Genomic DNA, 19,596 nt, shown 5'->3' on the forward strand with positions numbered 1-19,596 from the left:
ACGGCAAGACGATCATCGTCAAGGCCGAGCCGGTGGATGGCTTCGAGTTTGCTCCAGGCGCTCAGACTGAGTGGTCTTGGACTGCGATGAAGGCTGACAAGTGCAACACTGCTCCTGCTAAGCCGAGCAAGCCGCTGGCCAAGACGGGTGTTGAGGTCGCAGCTCTTGCGATCCTTGGCCTTGGACTTGGAGCCCTGGGTATCTCCGCTGTGACGGTTCGTCGCCGGAAGATGCAGTAAAACTAGGCTGACCTAGAAACAGTATTTGAGCCCACCTGGAAAGGTGGGCTCAAATACTATCTGTAGAGGTTTACTGTTTGCGTTTGTTGGCGCCTACCGCGTGGCGGATAGCTTGATTGCGGCGGCGAATCTCTTCGCGCTCGCGGCGGTGGCGGCGCTCAATAGCGAGCTGGCGTTGGAACGCTTCTTGTGAGCGCTGGTCTAGGTAGACCACGTCGTTGCGAAGGTCCTTAACGATTGCGAACATGAGCGCTACAACCACGAATAGGAATGGCGTGGCCGCAACGATGGTTACGGATTGAATGTTTGAGAGGGCTCCGTCGCCTCCGGAGACCAGCAGGGTCAGGCCAATGGATGCCGTGAGTAGGCCCCAGATTCCGGCTAACCACGGGGAGGCGGAGGAGCGTCCTCCTTGTGAAATAGATGCCATGACGGTGGAGGCCGAGTCCGCTGACGTGATGAAGAAGGTGCCTAGGAGGACGACGGCGATGATGCCGAAGAAGAAGCCTCCCGGTAGCTGGTGAAGCAGGTTGAACAGCTGGCTTTCCGCGCTGCCGTCACCCCAGATTGATTGGCCTTTGGATTCGAGGAAGATGGCGCTGCCGCCAAAGATTGCAAACCAGACGGTTGATAGGCCGGCTGGCACTAGCATTACGCCCATGCAGAATTCGCGAATGGTGCGTCCACGGGAGATGCGGGCGATGAACATGCCCACGAAGGGGGACCAGGAGATCCACCATGCCCAGTAGAAGATGGTCCATCCGGATAGCCAGGGGCCGGCGGTGCCGTCTGCGGAGGCTGCGGTGCGGCCTGCCATTTCGAAGAACTGGGATAGGTATGCGCCGATGGAGCCGGGCAGTAGGTTCAACTGCGCAATGGTGGGGCCGAGCACGAACACTGCCAGCGCTAGTAGGGCCGCGAGGATCATATTTACGTTAGACAGGTAGCGAATGCCTCGGCCAACTCCAGACATTGCTGAGAGGAGGAAGGCAAGGGTTAGCACTGCGATGATTGTGATGATGAGGCCGGTGCCAGGATCTTCGACGAGGCCGGCAACTTCTAGGCCGGCGCGGATTTGGAGGGCGCCCAGGCCCAGTGAACATGCGGTTCCGAATACGGTTGCGAAGATGGAGAGGGCATCGATGGTTTTGCCGATGGCTCCGTTGGCGTGGCGTTCACCGATGAGTGGGGTGAATGCGGATGAGATGAGTTGGCGCCTGCCGATCCGGTAGGTGGAGTAGGCGATGGCCAGGCCGACGATGGCGTACATGGCCCAGGGGTGTAGCGTCCAGTGGAACATGGCGGATGCCATGGCAGTGCCTACTTCGCGCGGCTGGTGGGTTGGTACGCCGTCGCGGTAGAAGGCGAGGGGTTCGGACGCTCCGTAGAACATGAGGCCGATGCCCATGCCGGCTGCGAACATCATGGCGATCCATGATGCGTTGGAGAATTCGGGTTGCTCGTCGGCGGCTCCAAGGCGGATCTTGCCGAATTTGGAGGCGGCGATGACGATGACGAAGATGACGAAGATGGTTGAGAAGAGTACGAACGCCCAGCCGAGGTTGGTTAGTACCCAGGTGAGCATGCTGTTTGCGGTGGCTTCAAAGTTGGCTGGTTTGCCGAGGCCCCAAACTACGATTGCGAGGATGAGGAGCATGGCGGGGATAACTACCGGCCAGCTGATGGATTGATCTTCAGTTTCAGAGATTAGTTCAACGGGCTTTTCTTGTAGGTCTGCCGCGTTGATTTGTTCTTCTTCGGATAGTAGCGCCGCAAGTTCAGAGGTTGCGGTGGTTGTATTTTCCGTTGGTGGCGTATCTGTTATTTCTGGTTTCGTATGTTGCGTGTCTCGATTTTCGCTATTTTCCATACTTCTATTGTTCAAAATATGGTGGCAGAGTCTAGTTTTAAGTGCTTTTTATGTGGCATCTCTCCATTTGAGCCACTATTTTGCGAAAAATTTGTTTGGCTTCCTCCACCTGGTGTTTTGTCGTGGAGGCGTGCGCCTTCAGTTTGAGTTATCCGGAATTTCCGGATAACTGAGTCTTGATCGAGTTCGCCTGAACGGAAGATATTACCTAAGTGCTCGTTTACAGTTCTGGCGTCCCCGTCGAAGAGCTACGCCATGAGTTTTTGAGTGAGCCAGATGGCTCGTGATTGCCGCGCAGCTTGTCGGCCGTGTCCCAGAGGATATGTTCTGGACACTTCCTATTCTTCTTAGCGGCCATAAACTCTCCTTCTATCCGAACGCGAATAATCGCCAGAGTAACGGGTACAATCGATTCTCTTCGCAGAGCCGAATTCTGCGCCGCGACGTACTAAACACCGCAAAGTGCTTTTGAATCACTCTAATGAGCTACACGGACAAAGATTTGTCGCACCTACAAACGCATGCAGGTAGAAGTCGTATGAGTAGAAATCTCAACTGAAATGAATATTGCGTCCCACGAATATCTCACTACGGGGTGCCCGGCCTCAGGGGGGGATAAAATCTCACTTTGTAGATTTTGTATTCGCGAAGGTAATCGATTCGCTCAGATAGGTGACGGTAATCCGAAATTCCCCGGTTGTAAAACTGGTAACCTACGAACAAGTCTCGAACCTTGTCCGCTTCTGGAGAGCATTAATGAATAGCGCGAGCCAACCGAATTTCAATGAATACACATCTGCATACGATGGAAGTAAGCCACCGCAGCCGTTCGAACACAACGCTCTGCATAATTTGTCGCTTGAGAATCCCCGGCAGGACGCAGTTGAAAAAGCCAAGAGTAATGGGCCACTCCTGTTATTGGTCTTTGCATTTTTGGCGCTCGTAGTGTCTTTTCTGCCGATGGTGACCGGTCGGGCCATAGCGATCTATGGAATGTTCCTCTTCTTCCCGTTCATAATTACTGTTGCTATGGCAATTGGCTCGCAGATTAGTCGTCAGCGTGGCATCATGACCGCGACCGGTGTGGTAGGACTGATAACGGGCATCCTCAATGTGATCACCAGCGTTTTGGCGCTTCTCCTGGCTATGGGTTCTGACGATGCCATGTTTATCGATTGGCTGGTGCCATTGGTTGTTGCAAGTGGTGTTATTGTGGGAGCGGTATTGACTCTTCGGCAACGCCCTGCCTATATGCCAGCTCCTGCGTACCTTGCCGCAGAGCTTCGTCAGTTCGAACGGTTTCAGCAGTTCCAGGAGTTTCAGCAGTTCCAGGAGTTTCAGAATTCTCAACGTTTCAAGCAAGATGCGCGCCGATCAGAGCAAAATAATGGTTCTGATCAGGCTTAGGAATCGTATAGCCTAACAAGTGCTACATAAGCGTGAAATTTCGCTTTCGGCTCCATTTCCTTACTCGGAGAATAATGCGAAACCGAACGGTATCCGTCACTGATTTCTTGAAATCCACCGTTTCTTGACATTGGTAAGGTGATAATCTGCGAACGACACGTGTGAGGTCTATCCAGGAGGAAGTTATGACCGACCAAAATCTGCCCGAACCTACGCCTGAAGAATCGCAAACGCCGCGCGAGAGCGTTCCCGCGCCGGAAGTGAAGCCAGAAAACGAGTCGGCACCTAGTAGCCCTCAGGGTGAGGCCACGCAATCCGGTCCGCAGGCGGCCAACACGGCCCCGAACCAGGCTGACGCATCCATGCAGCAGATTAAGGACGGTGCCAAGCAGTTCGCCTCAGGAATGAAAGGCTTCTACGACCACAAGGTGGCCCCCGCGGCCAACGAAGCGTTCGAGGTGGCGAAGAACTCGGTGCGCGAAACGCAGGGCAAATCAAGTGAGGGCCAGATTTTCGCTTACGGTCCGATAATCCTGACGGGTGCGGGCGTGCTTGGCCTGATCTCGCTGTTCCTGCCAATCGCTCACATTTTTGGTTTCTCCATCAACTACTTCAGTGAACTTGTGGGCAATGAGGGCGTATTCTTGCTGATCCTCATGCTTGCGGTCATTTCTCTGGGAATTGCAACGATCATGTCTGCAAGCCGCGGAGTTCGCATTGCCGCTGGCGTGGTTGGTCTGATTGGCGGCCTCTTTGGCGTGATCGATGGTATTGGCAGCATTTCCGGTCTTAGCGACACTGGCGCCTCGATTGGAATCGGCCTTATCTTCTTGACGCTTGCAGGCATCGCGATGATCGTGGGCGCGGTGTTCACACTTATGCAGTTGCGTAATCCGCAGGTCGGCTCTGGCGCGCAGCCTCCTGCAGAGCCAGCACAGGGGCAGTATCCAACCGGCCCGGTGCAGGGGCAACCTCCGGTAGACCCAACGCAGCAAGGTTAAAGTTTGCAGCTTCCAGACGCAGTTATCGTCCTCGCCGGTGGAACTGCCAAACGCCTCGGGGGAGTATCTAAGCCTGACTACAAGATCGGCAACGCTCGCCTCATCGACATTGTTCTAGATGAGATTGACCGCACCGGGTTTGACGGCCGAATAGTTGTTGTGGCTCCAAGCGAGTTGGCGGTGCGCGAAGGCGTGGAGCTAACGCTTGAAGATCCTCCCTACGGGGGTCCGCTCGCGGGCCTAGCCGCGGGCGTTGCCGCACTTAAAGACCTGCCGGGTAGCGCGATAGTTGCCCTTATGACGTGTGATGCCCCTTTGTCACCCAGGCTTTGGGGCGAGCTTTGTAGCAAGATTGACGAGGCCCAGGCTTCTGTCCCTGTTCCGAAGGATGCGAGGGCGTGGCCACAGTTTCTGCATGGCTGCTATCGCCTTGCTACTTTGCGCGAGGTCCCCGCAGAGCGCAATGGTTCGATTCGCCACGGTTTTGCCGCACTTGAGCCGGTCAAAGTTGTGGACAGGAACTGGTATTGCATGGATGTGGACACGCCAGCGGATGCGGAAGAACTAGCTGTTCGCCTAGGCGCCCGCTTGGTCTAATAGGTCCGTAGCGCTTCCGCTAGTGCTCCTTTAGCATCCAGAATGTGTTTACGTGTTTCTTGGTTGCTAGTTGGTAGTCGATGAAGAGTGCCGCCAGGTCGTAGTCAGGCGGCCCACGGATGGTGGGCTACTGTTCTGCCGCTCGTTCAACCTCGGCCGATAGTTTCGTTTGGCCAACCGTCCAGCGCAAAGCGGTAATAGCAACGCGCGCAACGGGTCGCCTCCACAAAAAATCCTCCAAGCTAACTCGCGAAGGCTCGTTTGAGTCCTCGAGACCCAGCAGTGTTCGCGTTGAATCTGGCAGTAGCGAAATAGCGCCAACCTTCAGCATGTCGTAGCCCCACCTCATCGGGAGCTCCAAAGGAGGGTTATTGATCAGCAGGTCAATAACGTCAGCGGTAGCGGCGGAGAATTCTAACTCGGGGCCGTAAGCCGCAAGCCTCTCGTAAAGCTGAGCCACAGTCAAAGGTGGATCAACTACGCCAAGCAGCTGTGCAGAAATCGCTGACTGTGCCACGTACATGTCGCACTCTTCAGGTGTTAGGGGAGTTGGGCTGAACCGCTGGTAGGCAATCATGAATGACTCAATCTCAGCGCAGTGCACCCAGGTTAGTAGGTGCGGATCCGACGCTGCGTATGCCCTGCCGTCAGGTAGTTCTCCCTTCACTAACGTGTGGATACGGCGCACGTGAGCAATCAGTTTTTCGGCGTCCTCAATCCGCGCAAACGTTGTGGTAGCAACATACTCTGCGGTCCGCTGTAATCGACCCCAAGGGTCATCCTGGTAACCCGAATGCCCGGCAACGCCAGCCATTGCAAGCGGATGTAGGCTTTGCAACAAGAGGGCGCGGATGCCAGCCATGTACATAGTGGGAGCGCCATTCACGCGGGTTATCGGATCATCGTTAGTGAACCAGCGTTCACCGGGAGTGCGCCAAATCAGATCAGCGCGAGCCTGTCTATCCGGCCCCGCCACCTTTTGTTTGATCTTTTCCGCAAACTGGTCGCGCGCGTTAGAAATCCACATGAAGCCAGTATTACAAGACGCGCCCAGATGCACGATTTCTAAGGTCGACCACTGCAGGAGCCCGGCGCATCACCGATCATCCCAATTTTATTTAATCCGTTTACATGTTCGCGCAGGTCACGTATGCTTAGACACAAGAGGTCAGAGCTCTGAGAACAAGAGATGTTCGTTTTAAATAACCTTGACGAGTTAACAGTGAAGGAGAACAAAGGTGTTCGTACACTTGTCACACAAAATGAGTGAAAATGATGTTGCTTTCCCCGGAGAGCCGGTGCTGAAGCTCAGGCAGGATCGCCAAGCTGGCGTTGATGGATATCCCTTCAACGCCTACATCATGGAGCTGCCAAACCACTTCGGCACGCACATGGATGGCCCGCATCATTTCAATACCACTGGTACAAACTTTGAAGATCTTCCCATGGAGTATTTCGTCTACATGGGTGACGAGGTGCTAGTTGTTGATCTGCCGCATAAGTGCAAGCCTGGCGAGGTCATCACCAAGGAAGATGTAGAGCCTTTCGCTGAAGAACTTAAGGGTAAGGGGCTTTTGCTACTGCGCACGGGATTCGAGAAGTATCGTACCGAGGATCCTGAGATCTACAAGCGTGAAGGTCTAGCTATTCACACGGAGCTGGCAAAGTGGTTATCGCAGGAGTTCCCGGATCTGCGTTGCGTGGGCATGGACTGGCTCTCGGTAGCGTCGCCGCTTAATGATCACGGCCCCGAGGCTCACCACTGGCTACTAGGCAACTACTCGGACCACCTCATCACCGCTGTTGAAGACATGTCGATGGTGGCGCTGGGTGATTCGCCTAAGTTTAAGCTGGTCACGATGGGTCCCCTACGTATCGAGAAGGTTGACTCTGCGCAGGTCAATATCATCGCCTGGCTGGAGGACTAGCCCGATAGGATGCCACTCGTTGTAGGGCGAACTACAGCGGTGATCAACAAGATTCGCTAACCATACGCATATGCGGGGGCGCGACTTCAAACTATCTGGAGTCGCGCCCCTGTTGCGTATTCGGTGTCCACAAGGCTAATCAATACGTGGCCGCATCGTCCTGCGCTAGTTCAAGACTTTAGAGAACGCGTGTATCGTGTTTGCAGGGGAGGAGGACAAGTGAAGCTGTACCGCTACGCCAGCAAACACCCCTCGTTTTCGCGAATCGTTTTGGCCCTGTTGATCGGAGTTGCCGGAGCGATTGCCAGCCTAGTATCCCAGCCTCCTTCGGATGCGAGCCAGATTCTCGGACAGATTCTGGTTGATATTCTGCTTGGAGGAGCCCTAATAGCGCTCGCGGCAGGCTACCCAGTGGCGCTGACTGTCAGCCAAATAATCCGTGCGGCTAAAGCCGCGAACGGCAAGGAGCTGTCGGTTTTTGATGCGGGCCTGGACGTTTGGACCCTGTGTGTCATAGTGGTTTACGAGTTCATATACCTGGGGTTCTTCAAAGAGGTTGTGCCTACTGCGGACTGGCATGTTCAGCTGGTGAACTACCAGACCCACGCGCCGATTTACACGCGGGCATGGCCGCACGTGATGTTTATAGCGCTACTGTTCTTGCTCGGATTTCTCATCTTGCGTTTTAACGAGGCCAAGCAGTTGCCGCCCCTCGTAGTTGTGATCGCGATTGCGGGGCTCTACTTGGGCGCTGCGCTCGGCCTGGCGTGGACTATCCAGATCACCACCTTTGAAAAGTCCCTCGACGCGTTGCTGATTCTTCCTTTGCTGGCTGTGCTTGCGATTGTGGTGAAAATAGTTGCGATCCAAGTTCGCGCCTACGAAGCTGATGAAGATAGACGAGGCCGCATCGATGGCTCCTCGATATTGAGCAAACTGGATGCAATGGTGGCAGATGCAAAGCGCTGGCCCCTTCTGGGGTTCATGGTGGCGCTCCCGCTACTTGCGGTGGTGGTAGGGATTCTAGCTTTGTTTGGGCAATCGCCGAGCATGGTGGTGAGGGCGTTTACCGAGACCAGCGACTGGAATCTTTCGCAACAGGTTGCTCCCCAGAATGTGTCTTTTGACGAGCACTACCTTTGCACTGTGGCCGCCGGCGGACACCGAGCGGTGGTAAAACCTATTCGCATGGGCCTGCGTCATGGTAGGCCGGTGGTTGTGAATCGCCAGCTGCTTGTGGCCAATGCGTTTGAGCAGGTGTTGGAAGAGCGCGTGCCTAGAACTCATCGGGTTATTCGCCGCTTGTATGACACGTATGGTTTCCCGGTTGCCAAGCTGATCAGATCGCAGTGGGCGGCCGATGTCGTGTGGGTTTTGATGAAGCCAGCGGAGTGGTTCTTCCTCGCCGTCCTCTACGTGAACGACCGTCATCCGGAAGATCGCATAGCCCTCCAGTACACGGCCTAACGCAGGCCGGGCACTGAACTTTCGTGTTTCAAGGGCCTGAGTCCGGATTGATTCGGTTTCGCTTATTCGGTTTCGCTTACCGGCTTCCTCGCACCATCATTACGGATATTCCGCCGACTAATGCAAGCGATGCTGACATTACGTAGAGGCCGGGGTAGCCGCCCAGTACTAGCAGGGCGAATGCTGCAAGCATAGGCGAGGCCAGGTTGGGGGTGGCAACCGCGATGGCCATGTGCCGCATGACCTTCAAGGTGTCACGCAAGCTGACGTTTCCGGGCGGGCCTTCGTGGAATAGGTGGGCTTGAGTCGCGTAAACGTTGGGTTCGTTGATTGTCACCCACTCGTCCACGAGGTCGCATAGTGCTCGCACAACATAGCGGACATAGCGCAGGAAGGCTTTGATACTGAGCGGGTTTGTCCACTGTCCGCTTCGCTCTAGCCAGAGCGGGTTGGAGAAGTGGTGGAGCGTCACGAGGGGCTTTATTCCGCGCTCTTTGAGGTCTGCGAGTTATTCGCGGTAGCGGTCAATTACCGCATGGTCGAAGTGGCCTGGTTCAGGTTCGATGCGCGACCATTCGAGGCCGATGCGGGCGATTGGGAACCCGAGTTCGCCCATGAGCTCGTTGTCTTCGCGCCAACGGTTCCAGTGATCGTTTGCGCGAAACGGCGTTGAGCCGTCCGCAATATTGGGGCCTTGTGCCCACTCTTACCAGTTGTTGTTGGTGTCGCCGCCTTCGATTTGGGTGGCTGCGGATGCGGTGCCGATTAGTAGGCCGTTTAGTGGTCTGCTCGTGTTGCTCATGTGCCCATTATCTTGGACGTGAGACGAAACATGGCTCGATTGCGGGGGCAAGGCTTGCAAAGCGCGGAGCGCGAGTTCTTGATGTTTATTGAGTAAAGCCATTGCTAGAGAGTTGGGGGGACTCCAATTGGTAGATAGTAGCTTGGAGTTCGACTATATTGAATTTTAGAATTTAGACTTATTGTTTTCTCGAGGAGCAATGTCCGATGACTTTGTGATCTCTACTCAGCCCAGCTGAGACGCCGCCCTAACAATCGTTGCGTCCTGGAGATCATCATGCCTGCAATCAACCTAGATAATGTTTCTTTTTCTTATTCATCTAAGCCAGTATTGGACCGTGTTGATCTGCATATTGGTGAAGGTGAGCGAGCTTGTCTGATCGGCCCCAATGGGTGCGGGAAAACCACGTTGCTTCGGATCGCATCTGGCGATCTGGCTCCCGAAATGGGGACGGCAAGAGTTAGCGGACTCGCAACAGAGTTGTTCCAAATGCCTGAGGCTGAACAGTTTGATGGGAGCATCGGTGAATATCTCGACGCAGCGCTGCATCCACTTCGAAGCATTTCTACCCGCTTTTATTACGTATCTGATCGGCTGGAGGCCGACGCGAATCTCGTTGAAATGGGGCTAGAATATGATCAGCTACTAGCCCAGATGACAAGCTTCGACATTTGGACGCTGGATGCACGGGTTGCGGAGGTATTGGCCGAGTTGGGCTTGAGCGCTTTCACAGATTCTGGGCTTAATCGCCATGTTGGGACGCTATCTCCAGGCCAGCGAGTTTGCCTGCAACTGGCGGCCACTCTCATCTTGAAACCTGAAGTGTTGATTTTGGATGAGCCTACCAATCACCTTGATGTAGAAGCGATTAGGTTTCTCACCGAGACGGTAAATGACTGGAAAGGTCCGGTTTTGATGGCAAGCCACGATCGTGCCTTCATTGAAGATACAGCAACAGTCATCTACGACATGGACACGACTGTATGGAACGAGGTTGCGAAGGTTGATGGAACGTGTGAAACGTCGAGTCTTTATCGGTGTGTGGGAAACTATTCCAACTACCTGAAAGAAAAAATCAGAGCCCAGAAAAAACATGATGAGCTGCATGATTTACAACAAGGCGAAAAATACAGGTTGAGAAAACATAGGCAGAAATCCAGCAGAATCTCCCGAGGCGGAGTCCGTTTAGCAACAGCTGAAGGGAAGGCGAAGAAGTATTTTGCAGATCGCGCTGCCACAACGGCTGAACGCCGAATGCGAAACGATGACAAGCGATTAGAGTCCCTAATAAGTCAAGAGGTGCGCAAACCACGTAACTACAACTTGTCATTCGAATTTGAGGCTCCAACCACGCGCACAGGAATAGCAGTATCGTGCAGGCAAGCATTCGTTATGCATCGCCTGAACGCCATTAGCTTTGATATTTCATACGGTGAACATTTGCTGGTCGCAGGTGCGAATGGCTCCGGAAAATCTACACTCTTGAATTGGATTTATAGTGGACATCCACCTGCTGGGACCGTAGCGAGTGGAATTATTGCGCGCGACGAATCGATCAGCCTTGTGCCTCAGCATTTGCCTAAAGAAAATGACACAGGCTTCAACACCGATGTTTGGCGCGATGGAGTCGGAGAAGTTGGCAAAGGATTCTTGCATCCGGCAATGTGGTCCATACCCGTTCCAGAATTATCGGCCGGCAATCAACGTCGCGCGCAAATTGCGACTGCCCTTGCATCTGCTCCTGCCATACTCGTTATCGATGAGCCAACGAATTATCTTGATTTAGCCTCAATGGAAGCCCTTGAGAGGGCACTATTAAGCTGGACGGGCACATTGATCATTACTAGCCACGACCGGTGGCTCACGGATCACTGGAAAGGTAGACGAATCGACATGCGTTGACGCGGCTTGTTAGGCATTTGGCACGGTATCTGCGCTCATTTTCTTCTCTGGCGATCGTTTCGGAAAGAGGCCTCGCAAGGCTAGCAGGGTTCCGTAGATAACAGAGTAGAGGGCCAGGCGGTATAGAATGCCCAGACGTCGTTGATGCGAGGCGAGGCTTAACGATGCTCCGAGTATTGTTTCTGCTCAGTGTCACCATTTTTATAATGTCCTTATGGGTGGAGAGAAAAAGTCGCATGGTGGGTTCCTAAGCTGGGCCGGAATTGTTTTGCTTTGGGACTGACCTTGGGTGTTGAGTTTTACCCTTTCGCTGACGGATATAGCCACAGGGGCGCGAAAATGCGCGTTTACCGGCAGTTGAATGGGCACACATCACCTTTTTGTGCACTAACAAGCGTTGCAAGCTGTGAGTGCAAACTGCGAATGGAGGGAAAATGGCGTCAAGTAATCTGACTATCCGTCTCGATAGTGAGTTGAAGGACGGGGCGGCAAGTGTCGTGGAATCCTACGGGCTTGACCTGTCTTCCGTCGTGCGAGCGTTTTTCACGGAAATGGTGAATACCAACTCGATTCCTTTGTCTCTCGATTACAAGCGTCCAAACGAGGAAAGTCTCCGAGCTATCCGCGAGACTCGAGAAATGATTGCCTCGGGCAGTAGCGAAAGTTATGCGACTGGCCGCGACCTTATCGAAGCAGCCTTACCAGGCGATTGAGCATTCCTGATCTTAGTTCGGAACGTCGTAAATGGGACAACCTTGTTGGTATGCACCCAGTTCTGTACTGGTCACGCCGATGGAGTAGAAGAAGTGCACGGACGTAACAGTGGTGGCATAAAACAAGGAAAAGGCACCTGTGATCGTCTATGCCGTAATGCCGCGATTTTTATAATGGCTTTATGAGTAAGAAGAAAAGGTCGCGTGGTGGATTCCTGAGCTGGGCCGGAATCGTTTTGCTTCTGGTTGCTGGAGCTGCTGATTTCGCAATCCTGTTTACAGAGAACTACGCGAGAAATATGCTGCTCACTCTCCCCATCTGGCTTCTCGCTCTCGTCTGCTTCATGATCGTAGGAAAACAAGACGAAGGTGAGAAGTAAAACTTTCTATCAGCGTCTCAAACCGATCTCTAAGCCGTATGAGTATTCGCCCTCTAGTTGCTCCTTGGTGATGAAACCATTCTTGCGATCCGTAAAATGGTGGCATGTAAACGACGATCAAAGTCTATCCAACCAATGGTTTCATGCCTCTGGTTGAACGAACGCGCGCTCGCACACAAGAACTGTTCCAGAGCCTGCTCGACAGGTACCGCGTTGGGGCAACTATCGAAGTGAAGGCTTTTTATCCAAGTGAAGATGCAGAAATTCGCTATGTCGATAAAGACGTGGTGTGGGAGCCACGGATGCATTTGGGGTTTGCCTACTGGATTAACGGGCAGTGGGATTCCAGCTCGTGGCCCAGTTGCTTGCCTGTGGAGGATGAAGACCGGATTTGTGAGGAGGACTTGGTTTACCCATTCGAGTCGAAGCCAGAACATCTTGGCTTGTGGCAAATAGTGGAAGAATTTGAGGGCCTGCTTCCTCCTGATCGGCTTGCAAAGGTGCTGGATCAAGACCATTACTGGTTTGAATACAGGAACTTTGGTGGCCCCGCTGTAGCTTCGACAGGTTATGGGCTGGTCGCTGCGGCGCTTGCCGAGGCGAGTGAGGGAATCATCGCATCATTCGATTCCGCTTTCGATTGCGAGCACAATGGTGAAACTGCGGAGGAGTTCCTCGCTTGGTGGGGTGAGCGGCAAATGGCTTTCTACGGTCCCGGTAGGTTCAAAAATGCTGATCGGTAATAAGCCTCAGCACAGATGGGGTGGGGTTCGCGCCGGATTACTGTGAAACTGCTCGTATTATTAGCCGCCTCCCAGCATTTTCTGGGAGGCGGCTTTCGAGGGTTATTCGCTATTTGTAGGCGATTGTGTAGGTGTTGTTACTGGCGCGCATTGCGGATACGTGACCCGACTGCTGCAACAGCAAGGCCTACGAATGCTATCGCTAGGTATCCCCAAATGTTGTCGCCGCTGGTTTGAATGTTCTTCGGCGGTGCAGGAGTGTTTTCTGCAGTTAGAACGCTTTGGGTGTCGCGGCCAGAGACAATGTTGTCGATCCATTCAGCGGTGCCTGCGAGAGCGGTAATTGCGGCGCTAGGGGAGGGTAGGTCTGGGTCCCCATTAGCAGTTCCCGCGGTTGCAAGTCCGGCAAGTTTTCCGTCAACAAAGAACGGGCCACCAGAGTCACCGCCCTGCATGCCAGCTCCAGAAACTGATTCCACATCCAGGATGGAGGTTTCGATCCTAGGCTGTATGGAGTTGTCAGCTGGGACCTCCGCCATCCCTTCAGGATCAGATTCGGTTTGGCCAGACTGCGACATTCCAGGTGCTGACTGTAGAGCCTGTGGCGGGGCAGTCTCTGTAGACGTGTTAGCGCCGGTAGGAGTCTCGGACTCGGAAGGGGTTTCGGGAGAACTCGGCGTGTCAGAACCGGAAGGCGCGCCACCTAGTAGCTCTTTGACAACCATTTTGGCCATCGGTAGCTGTCCGGATCGTGCCATGGACGAGCTGCTACTCCAACCGTAAAGAGTTCCTGTCTGCCCTGGGCTCGGAGTATCGTGAGAGATTTTTGCGGGGGTAGCGTTAGTTACTTTTTCAGTCAGGTGAAGTAACCCCGCGTCAGATGTGGGCGAAAGAGCCCAAGAATCAGCGTTGTAGACTTTCCCGGCGATGCGTGCCTGGGTTCCTTCATTATTGACAGATTCCAGGCAGTGGCGTGCCGTTAATACCCACTGGTCTGCAACGAGCGTTCCGGTGCAGTCACCGAAGTTGCCGATTTTGCCCATCTTGAGCGCGGCAACGGAACTGCTTTCCGCATTTTCTGGTGCCGGATCGCCATATTCGAGTGCGAAGGCTGGAGTGGCAGTCATTAGTAGGGTGGCGCTGACAATGGCCGCGATCGAAAAAGATGATTTTTTCACGGTTAATTCTCTTTCTTGGAAGGAACAATGGCCTTGATTGTGGTGGCAACGAGTTTCTCAGCAGGACCTTGTCCTACGAACTTCTTCCAAAGGCTGGCTGCGACGAGGAACAATACGATGAAACCGGTTGCTGACAAAGTGGAATGCAACGCGATGTTTTGCTGCCAGTAGAAAGCGGTGAGAATGTGCAGAATGTAAATGGTTAGCGACATTGTTCCCATGGCTGCGAAGGGATAAACCACGATTCGTGAGTGGTCTCCTACAATCAGGCACAGGTGGATCACCACGGCTGCGACGGCAACGGAGAGGATGATCTCGCCTAGGACGCCGGTGTGACCGGTAAAGCTGAGCCAGCTGGGAATGTTTGGGTCAAATCGGAAATAGATGCCGATACCAGCGACAACAACGCTAATAGTGGTTACGATCCAGCTCAGTCGAGTGTTAGTGCTGATTTTCGCAGCGGGGTTGCGCTGTAGTCGGCCGCGCAGGTACACGTCGAAAAGAAGCATGCCACCAATGAAATATGCGATCCATGCAAGTAGCGGATAAATCTGTGGCAGTTCGATAGGGGCATAAACAATTGTCGCGGCAGTTGTGGCGGCGATAAATAGAACGAGCCTCCACCATGTTCCCAATGCGGGAATCCAGGAAACCAGCATCATTACTACGCCCATTACGATGAGGACCACTTGAATCTCGCCACCAACGGGAAGTAGTGCCAGGCCAATGAGAATGATCAAGGCACCTCGGGCAATTAACCGTAAGAAAGTGGTACTGGTGTAGTTTCTACCGATAATCATCATGGTAGCGCCGGCGATGATGGCAAATAATGATGCAGGTAGGCCAGAGAGCATTACTTTGGTACTCCAAAGTAGGGAGGCCATGTGGATAACTATCATTCCGATGATCGCGAGTGATCGCGCTACATCAAGCCCCACGATTCGTGAAGGTTTAGACACTCAGTTTTCTCCTTTACTGTTACTTTAGAGAACCGTTCTTTGGGTAAAAATGCTCCCTAAAACCGACGTGTCGAAAATTGACTTTCTATAAATAACCGCCGTTTCTGGCAAAAAATTTAGAAACTTCTGAATGTCTTCTGGATCTGTTTCTAAATTGGCGCTCCAGCAAGCCAGCCGTGTGTCATCCCACAAAATAGAGGGCAAAGCAGTAGTCGTGATCCGGTTTTAGCTACATGAAGACGCGCGGCTAGATGATGTACCCGAAGCCCGCTTCGGTAATAAGAAATGCAACATGCAGAGCGCTTACATGACTTTGGAATGAGAGGACAAGACGAAGCAGTGTGCTACCTGTGTTAGATCTCTAAGATAGTAAACGGGTCCTAATGCTCCGCGCACACCGCGAGGTCGTTAGTTTGAACAGGTTTGAATGCACAGAAGGGAATACCGATGGCGGTATCAGATAGCTTGTTAGAGCTGGAAGCCGAATCAACTACGCAGGCGCTCGAGCAGTTCACGTTGACGATTACCGCTGAAAACATAGTTTCAACTGATCCTCGTTTCACAATGGATGATCTCAAAATGGGGGACCAGTACAAGCCTTTGCGCGTCTGGTTTGAAAATGCGCAGGGCGAAAAGATAGAGAGAGCTAGGGAGCCTCGGGAACGCCACATTTCCAATATGACGCTACCTTATTTGGCTTTCCAGCTATACGAGCAGCAGATCAAACAGCTCAGTTTGGACGAACGGCTTCAGTTTCCTATTGGCAAGGAATCTCCAGACGCTACCGAGTACAGAGGTATTTTCTACAGCAAAAAGGAGTATCAGCGCTATAGCGGGCAAAATACTTTCGCCACCCTAATTTATAATCGCAGCGATCAGGGTAGCTTCGTCATCCATTGTTGGAACATCTTCTCAACCCTTCACTTGGTACAGGAATGTCTGAAGCGATTCGGCAACCCAGGTGACAAATTTAAACTTGTTTACCGGGAAAAAGGTAGCTTTGACGCTGGGGATGTGGAGTTGGCCAATGAGGAAGAGGAAGACGCTACTGCTGAGGGCGCCGTTCTTCGGAATAAGTATTCCCAGACCCTCATCGATTCCAAGAACATCATTTTCAGGGGCGCTCCCGGAACAGGCAAGACATATTTGGCCAGGCAGATAGCGGCTGACATTATTTCTGAGGGAAGAACTCAAGATTTCACTGAGCTTGAGGACGACGAAAAACGACAAGTTGGGTTTGTTCAGTTCCACCCAAGCTACGACTACTCGGATTTCGTAGAAGGGCTTCGCCCTCGCATCAATGATGATGGCACGATGGGATTCGAACTTCAGGATGGGATTTTCAAGAAGTTCGTGGACGAGGCCCGTAAAAACTATGAGGATAGGCAGAAGTCGGGTGACCGGATCCGTCGGGAAAGCTCCGTTAAAGAGGCAATGGGAGACTTCTTTGAATCAATCGATCTGGGTGTGACTCCTTTTAAGACAACAAATGGAAACGAGTTTTTTGTAACAAACGTGGATGACACACGCGTGCATGTGTCTATCCCCGGAAATCAGGTTACGAGTCGGATCGTTCTAAACCTGGCTGATATAGAAACCGTTCTTGCAGACGAGGGGCAACTTAGAAAAGTCAAGGATCTGAAGAGAATCCTTAATACCGTGAATCACAAGCATGAACACTCATACATTTTTGTTCTTTGTAACAAGATCAAAAAGTTCATGAAGACTCCGTCTGCTCGCCAAGTCGAGCCGATTCAAGCAAAGAAGTACGTGTTCATTATTGATGAGATCAACCGCGGAGAGATTTCCAAGATTTTCGGTGAGCTATTCTTCGCTGTCGATCCAGGGTATAGAGGTGAACGCGGCGGGGTAGCAACCCAATATTTCAACCTCCATTTGGATCAGACGAAGAAGTTTTACATTCCACGAAATGTTTACATTATTGGAACGATGAACGATATAGATCGTTCAGTTGATTCTTTCGATTTTGCTATGCGTAGGCGCTTCCGTTTCATTGAACTTCGTGCCCAGGATCAGATTGCGATTTTAGACAATATAAATGATCCCGAAGTTCGCGTGCAGGCTCAGCAACGGATGACTGCGCTTAACCGGGTTATAACCGGCGTGGAAGACCTGAATGAGAACTATGAAATAGGGCCCGCGTACTTCTTGAAGTTGGATGACATAAGTTTCGATCAACTCTGGACCGACTACCTCGAGCCGCTCCTGCGTGAATACGTCCAAGGGCTCTATGGTGAAGCAGAAATCATGGCGAAGTTTGCGAAGGCATACGGCTACCCTGATACTTCTGAAAGCGCGTTGAATGAAAAACCTGAAAATTAATGACAACTCGTTGTTATTGCCCGAGCAGGTCGCGCAGACTCCTCGTTTACTTGGAAAACTGGCAAATAAACCTTTCCGCGATCTTGAATCCGAAGGCGTATTCATAGTTCAGGACGCCCTCAAAGAATCTGAAGATTTGGATGCGGAGAATGTCGTCATTTCTCACTCACGCGGGGAGTACAGAACTAGCAACCTGATGGGCTTTATCGGTTTTGGAGATGAGCGGTTAACAATCAAATCTCGTTTTAGTAACCACACAGAAGACCATTTCTTCCGTTACTTGTTGGCCCGCGTATTCGGGTTACCCAATATAGTTGACCTGAATACCGATCTTGACCACGACGGCCAGGTATTCGAGTATCTTATATTCCTCTTTCCACGCTTTTTGAAGCAAGCGATGCGTAAGGGCCTGTACAAGCAGTACGTTACTTACCAGCGTAATGAAGCGACGATCAGAGGAACCATTGACATCGCTCGCCACATTAAAGAAAACACTCCATTCACCGGCAAGGTTGAGTTTAACGAACGCCAATTTTCTTTTGACAATGCGATGATGCAGCTAGTCCGGCATACCATTGAGGTCATCAGCTTAAAGCCGAACGGCAAATTTCTTTTGGCGCAGGTAAAAGATGACGTGCGACTAGTGCGAGAAGTGACTGGGCCGTATCGAGCATATGAACGCAGAAGAGTTATAAACCAGAACACGAAACGGTTGATACGCCACGCTTATTTTCGCGAATACGCAAGCTTGCAAAAACTGTGTCTGTTGATTCTGCAGCAGCGCAAACATTTTGTTGGTTCAGGCAAGAGAGAAATCTACGGCGTGCTTTTCGACGGCGCTTGGCTGTGGGAAGAGTACGTGAACTCGCTCATTAGTGCAGATTACTTCCACCCAAGAAACAAAAGCTCAGAGGGGCGGCATCATTTGTTTTCGAATAGCTCCGGATGGGTCTACCCCGATTTTGTGAGTAGGGATCACGATAACCGGATAGTCGCAGATGCGAAATATAAGCCGATTGAGAATATTCGCAATCGAGACTACTTACAGATTTTGGCATACATGTATAGGTTTGATGCACGCGTGGGGTACTTCTTGTATCCCGAAGGCGGTGAAACACGTGCTCATAAGCTGTGGCTTAATAAAGGCTCCATATATGAGAATAACGAGAAGCCCCGTGACGATACTTTCGTCATAAAACATGGGCTACGTATTCCGCAGGGAGCTAAGGATTATGAGTCGTTTGTCTCGCTCATGAAGGTTAGCGAAGCTGAGTTTGCTAACGCGCTAAGCATCCTCGTTTAAGGCGGGCCTTTATGCGGTTGGGGCGCGCACCAGACGGTGCGCGCCCCTTTGCTAGGTATCTCCAGAGGCTTGCCGGCTGCTGCTAAGCCGAACCGGCAAGCCTCTGCTCGTTATTGCTTGACGAGGTTCTTGTTCTTCAGGCGGTAAACCACGTCAGCTTCACGTGCCAGCTGCTTTGAGTGCGTAACAGCGATGACGCACTTTCCTTGCTCGTGGGCAAGATTGCGCAGGATAGCCACCATTTCGCTAGCGGTGTCGCCATCGAGGTTGCCGGTAGGTTCGTCGGCAAGAATGATGGGCGATTTTGCGGCCAGTGCGCGCGCAATAGCAACTCGCTGTTGCTGCCCACCAGAAAGCTGCATCACGTTACGGTTCGCTTCTTCCTCAGAAATACCTAGCTCCAAAAGCGAATCAACTTTCGCCTTCGAATCCACCAGGCGAACATTCTCCAGCGGAGTCAAATAGTCAATCAGATTGTAATTCTGAAACACCAAAGCAATGTTGTGCTGCCGGTGGTGCGTGTAGCCGCGCTTAGCAATGTCTTCGCCATCCATCGAAATGGTTCCTTGGGTGGGAGCATCAAGGCCCGCCAACAAGCTAAGTAGCGTTGACTTACCAGTTCCAGAGTTGCCAATAATGGCGTAGAAGTTCCCGGACTCAAACTCAACACTGATGTTGTCGAGGACATTCTTCTGTCCGGCCAAGTAGTTAAAAGATACGTTTTCAAGTTTTAGCGTGGTCATGGAAATCTTCCTATTTTGTAA

17 protein-coding genes and 1 pseudogene are annotated in these 19,596 nt (G+C 52.3%); 12 read left to right on the forward strand and 6 right to left on the reverse strand.

The window, feature by feature from the left end:
* On the forward strand, positions 1-239 hold a 239-nt coding region (locus HMPREF2891_RS03590), incomplete at its 5' end, for an LPXTG cell wall anchor domain-containing protein (protein ID WP_148131717.1).
* Between the two features lie 70 nt (positions 240-309).
* Here the strand turns inward: HMPREF2891_RS03590 and HMPREF2891_RS03595 are convergent.
* The gene (locus HMPREF2891_RS03595; RefSeq protein WP_070617860.1) at positions 310-2,109 is read right to left on the reverse strand and encodes a BCCT family transporter; all 1,800 of its coding nucleotides are present in this window, start codon (positions 2,107-2,109) and stop codon (positions 310-312) included.
* 756 nt (positions 2,110-2,865) lie between these two features.
* On the opposite strand from HMPREF2891_RS03595, the gene HMPREF2891_RS03600 reads away from it, so the two are divergent.
* From HMPREF2891_RS03600 to HMPREF2891_RS03610, 3 genes are all read left to right on the forward strand, one after another.
* Positions 2,866-3,516, forward strand: a complete 651-nt coding sequence (locus tag HMPREF2891_RS03600) for a hypothetical protein (RefSeq protein ID WP_070663885.1) — start codon at positions 2,866-2,868, stop codon at positions 3,514-3,516.
* 185 nt (positions 3,517-3,701) lie between these two features.
* Positions 3,702-4,517, forward strand: coding sequence for an NfeD family protein (locus tag HMPREF2891_RS03605; RefSeq protein ID WP_070663886.1), 816 nt, complete (start codon positions 3,702-3,704; stop codon positions 4,515-4,517).
* 3 nt (positions 4,518-4,520) lie between these two features.
* The gene (locus HMPREF2891_RS03610; protein ID WP_070617848.1) at positions 4,521-5,114 is read left to right on the forward strand and encodes a molybdenum cofactor guanylyltransferase; all 594 of its coding nucleotides are present in this window, start codon (positions 4,521-4,523) and stop codon (positions 5,112-5,114) included.
* A gap of 127 nt (positions 5,115-5,241) precedes the next feature.
* On the opposite strand, the gene HMPREF2891_RS03615 is transcribed toward HMPREF2891_RS03610, so the two are convergent.
* The gene (locus HMPREF2891_RS03615) at positions 5,242-6,141 is read right to left on the reverse strand and encodes an oxygenase MpaB family protein (protein ID WP_070617846.1); all 900 of its coding nucleotides are present in this window, start codon (positions 6,139-6,141) and stop codon (positions 5,242-5,244) included.
* Positions 6,142-6,352: 211 nt separating this feature from the next.
* On the opposite strand from HMPREF2891_RS03615, the gene HMPREF2891_RS03620 reads away from it, so the two are divergent.
* On the forward strand, positions 6,353-7,042 hold the full coding sequence (locus tag HMPREF2891_RS03620; RefSeq protein WP_070663887.1) for a cyclase family protein: 690 nt from the start codon (positions 6,353-6,355) through the stop codon (positions 7,040-7,042).
* Between the two features lie 219 nt (positions 7,043-7,261).
* Entirely contained in the window at positions 7,262-8,509 is a 1,248-nt protein-coding gene (locus HMPREF2891_RS03625) for a DUF6688 domain-containing protein (protein ID WP_070663888.1), read from the forward strand.
* Positions 8,510-8,585: 76 nt separating this feature from the next.
* On the opposite strand, the pseudogene HMPREF2891_RS09750 reads toward HMPREF2891_RS03625, so the two are convergent.
* Positions 8,586-9,194, reverse strand: a pseudogene (locus HMPREF2891_RS09750) (family 1 glycosylhydrolase).
* 393 nt (positions 9,195-9,587) lie between these two features.
* On the opposite strand from HMPREF2891_RS09750, the gene HMPREF2891_RS03640 reads away from it, so the two are divergent.
* The 4 genes from HMPREF2891_RS03640 (at position 9,588) to HMPREF2891_RS03655 (ending at position 13,049) form a co-directional block, all read left to right on the forward strand.
* Entirely contained in the window at positions 9,588-11,213 is a 1,626-nt protein-coding gene (locus HMPREF2891_RS03640; protein ID WP_070663891.1) for an ABC-F family ATP-binding cassette domain-containing protein, read from the forward strand.
* Positions 11,214-11,647: 434 nt separating this feature from the next.
* Positions 11,648-11,926, forward strand: a complete 279-nt coding sequence (locus HMPREF2891_RS03645) for a type II toxin-antitoxin system RelB/DinJ family antitoxin (protein ID WP_070663892.1) — start codon at positions 11,648-11,650, stop codon at positions 11,924-11,926.
* Between the two features lie 182 nt (positions 11,927-12,108).
* Positions 12,109-12,306 (forward strand): hypothetical protein, encoded by a 198-nt coding sequence (locus HMPREF2891_RS03650; RefSeq protein WP_070663893.1) that lies wholly within the window; start codon positions 12,109-12,111, stop codon positions 12,304-12,306.
* 143 nt (positions 12,307-12,449) lie between these two features.
* Positions 12,450-13,049: a hypothetical protein gene (locus tag HMPREF2891_RS03655; protein WP_070663894.1), complete on the forward strand. Its 600-nt coding sequence runs from the start codon at positions 12,450-12,452 to the stop codon at positions 13,047-13,049.
* A 137-nt stretch (positions 13,050-13,186) separates the two neighbouring features.
* Here the strand turns inward: HMPREF2891_RS03655 and HMPREF2891_RS03660 are convergent, their stop codons facing one another.
* Positions 13,187-14,227 (reverse strand): trypsin-like serine protease, encoded by a 1,041-nt coding sequence (locus tag HMPREF2891_RS03660; RefSeq protein WP_070663895.1) that lies wholly within the window; start codon positions 14,225-14,227, stop codon positions 13,187-13,189.
* 2 nt (positions 14,228-14,229) lie between these two features.
* Positions 14,230-15,186, reverse strand: coding sequence for a DUF418 domain-containing protein (locus HMPREF2891_RS03665; protein WP_070663896.1), 957 nt, complete (start codon positions 15,184-15,186; stop codon positions 14,230-14,232).
* Between the two features lie 447 nt (positions 15,187-15,633).
* Between HMPREF2891_RS03665 and HMPREF2891_RS03670 the strand changes: the two genes are divergently transcribed.
* Positions 15,634-17,529 carry an McrB family protein gene (locus tag HMPREF2891_RS03670; RefSeq protein ID WP_052038726.1) on the forward strand — a complete coding sequence of 632 codons (1,896 nt, stop codon included), beginning with the start codon at positions 15,634-15,636 and terminating at the stop codon, positions 17,527-17,529.
* Positions 17,510-18,832, forward strand: a complete 1,323-nt coding sequence (locus HMPREF2891_RS03675; protein ID WP_070663897.1) for an McrC family protein — start codon at positions 17,510-17,512, stop codon at positions 18,830-18,832. The genes HMPREF2891_RS03670 and HMPREF2891_RS03675 overlap by 20 nt, the downstream gene beginning before the upstream one ends.
* A gap of 110 nt (positions 18,833-18,942) precedes the next feature.
* Here HMPREF2891_RS03675 and HMPREF2891_RS03680 read toward each other — a convergent pair whose 3' ends face one another.
* Positions 18,943-19,575, reverse strand: a complete 633-nt coding sequence (locus HMPREF2891_RS03680) for an ABC transporter ATP-binding protein (protein WP_034506521.1) — start codon at positions 19,573-19,575, stop codon at positions 18,943-18,945.
* Between the last annotated feature and the right edge of the window lie 21 nt (positions 19,576-19,596).

Source organism: Actinomyces sp. HMSC065F11, from assembly GCF_001813085.1.
Lineage (GTDB): Bacteria > Actinomycetota > Actinomycetes > Actinomycetales > Actinomycetaceae > Gleimia > Gleimia europaea.

Excerpts from the sequence above, each read along its gene's own strand:
- HMPREF2891_RS03640 (WP_070663891.1), top strand. The coding sequence starts at position 9,588 with ATGCCTGCAATCAACCTAGATAATGTTTCTTTTTCTTATTCATCTAAG.
- HMPREF2891_RS03600 (WP_070663885.1), top strand. The coding sequence starts at position 2,866 with ATGAATAGCGCGAGCCAACCGAATTTCAATGAATACACATCTGCATAC.
- HMPREF2891_RS03650 (WP_070663893.1), top strand. The coding sequence starts at position 12,109 with ATGAGTAAGAAGAAAAGGTCGCGTGGTGGATTCCTGAGCTGGGCCGGA.
- HMPREF2891_RS03595 (WP_070617860.1), bottom strand. The coding sequence starts at position 2,109 with ATGGAAAATAGCGAAAATCGAGACACGCAACATACGAAACCAGAAATA.
- HMPREF2891_RS03645 (WP_070663892.1), top strand. The coding sequence starts at position 11,648 with ATGGCGTCAAGTAATCTGACTATCCGTCTCGATAGTGAGTTGAAGGAC.
- HMPREF2891_RS03605 (WP_070663886.1), top strand. The coding sequence starts at position 3,702 with ATGACCGACCAAAATCTGCCCGAACCTACGCCTGAAGAATCGCAAACG.
- HMPREF2891_RS03615 (WP_070617846.1), bottom strand. The coding sequence starts at position 6,141 with ATGTGGATTTCTAACGCGCGCGACCAGTTTGCGGAAAAGATCAAACAA.
- HMPREF2891_RS03680 (WP_034506521.1), bottom strand. The coding sequence starts at position 19,575 with ATGACCACGCTAAAACTTGAAAACGTATCTTTTAACTACTTGGCCGGA.
- HMPREF2891_RS03670 (WP_052038726.1), top strand. The coding sequence starts at position 15,634 with ATGGCGGTATCAGATAGCTTGTTAGAGCTGGAAGCCGAATCAACTACG.
- HMPREF2891_RS03655 (WP_070663894.1), top strand. The coding sequence starts at position 12,450 with ATGCCTCTGGTTGAACGAACGCGCGCTCGCACACAAGAACTGTTCCAG.
- HMPREF2891_RS03675 (WP_070663897.1), top strand. The coding sequence starts at position 17,510 with ATGAAAAACCTGAAAATTAATGACAACTCGTTGTTATTGCCCGAGCAG.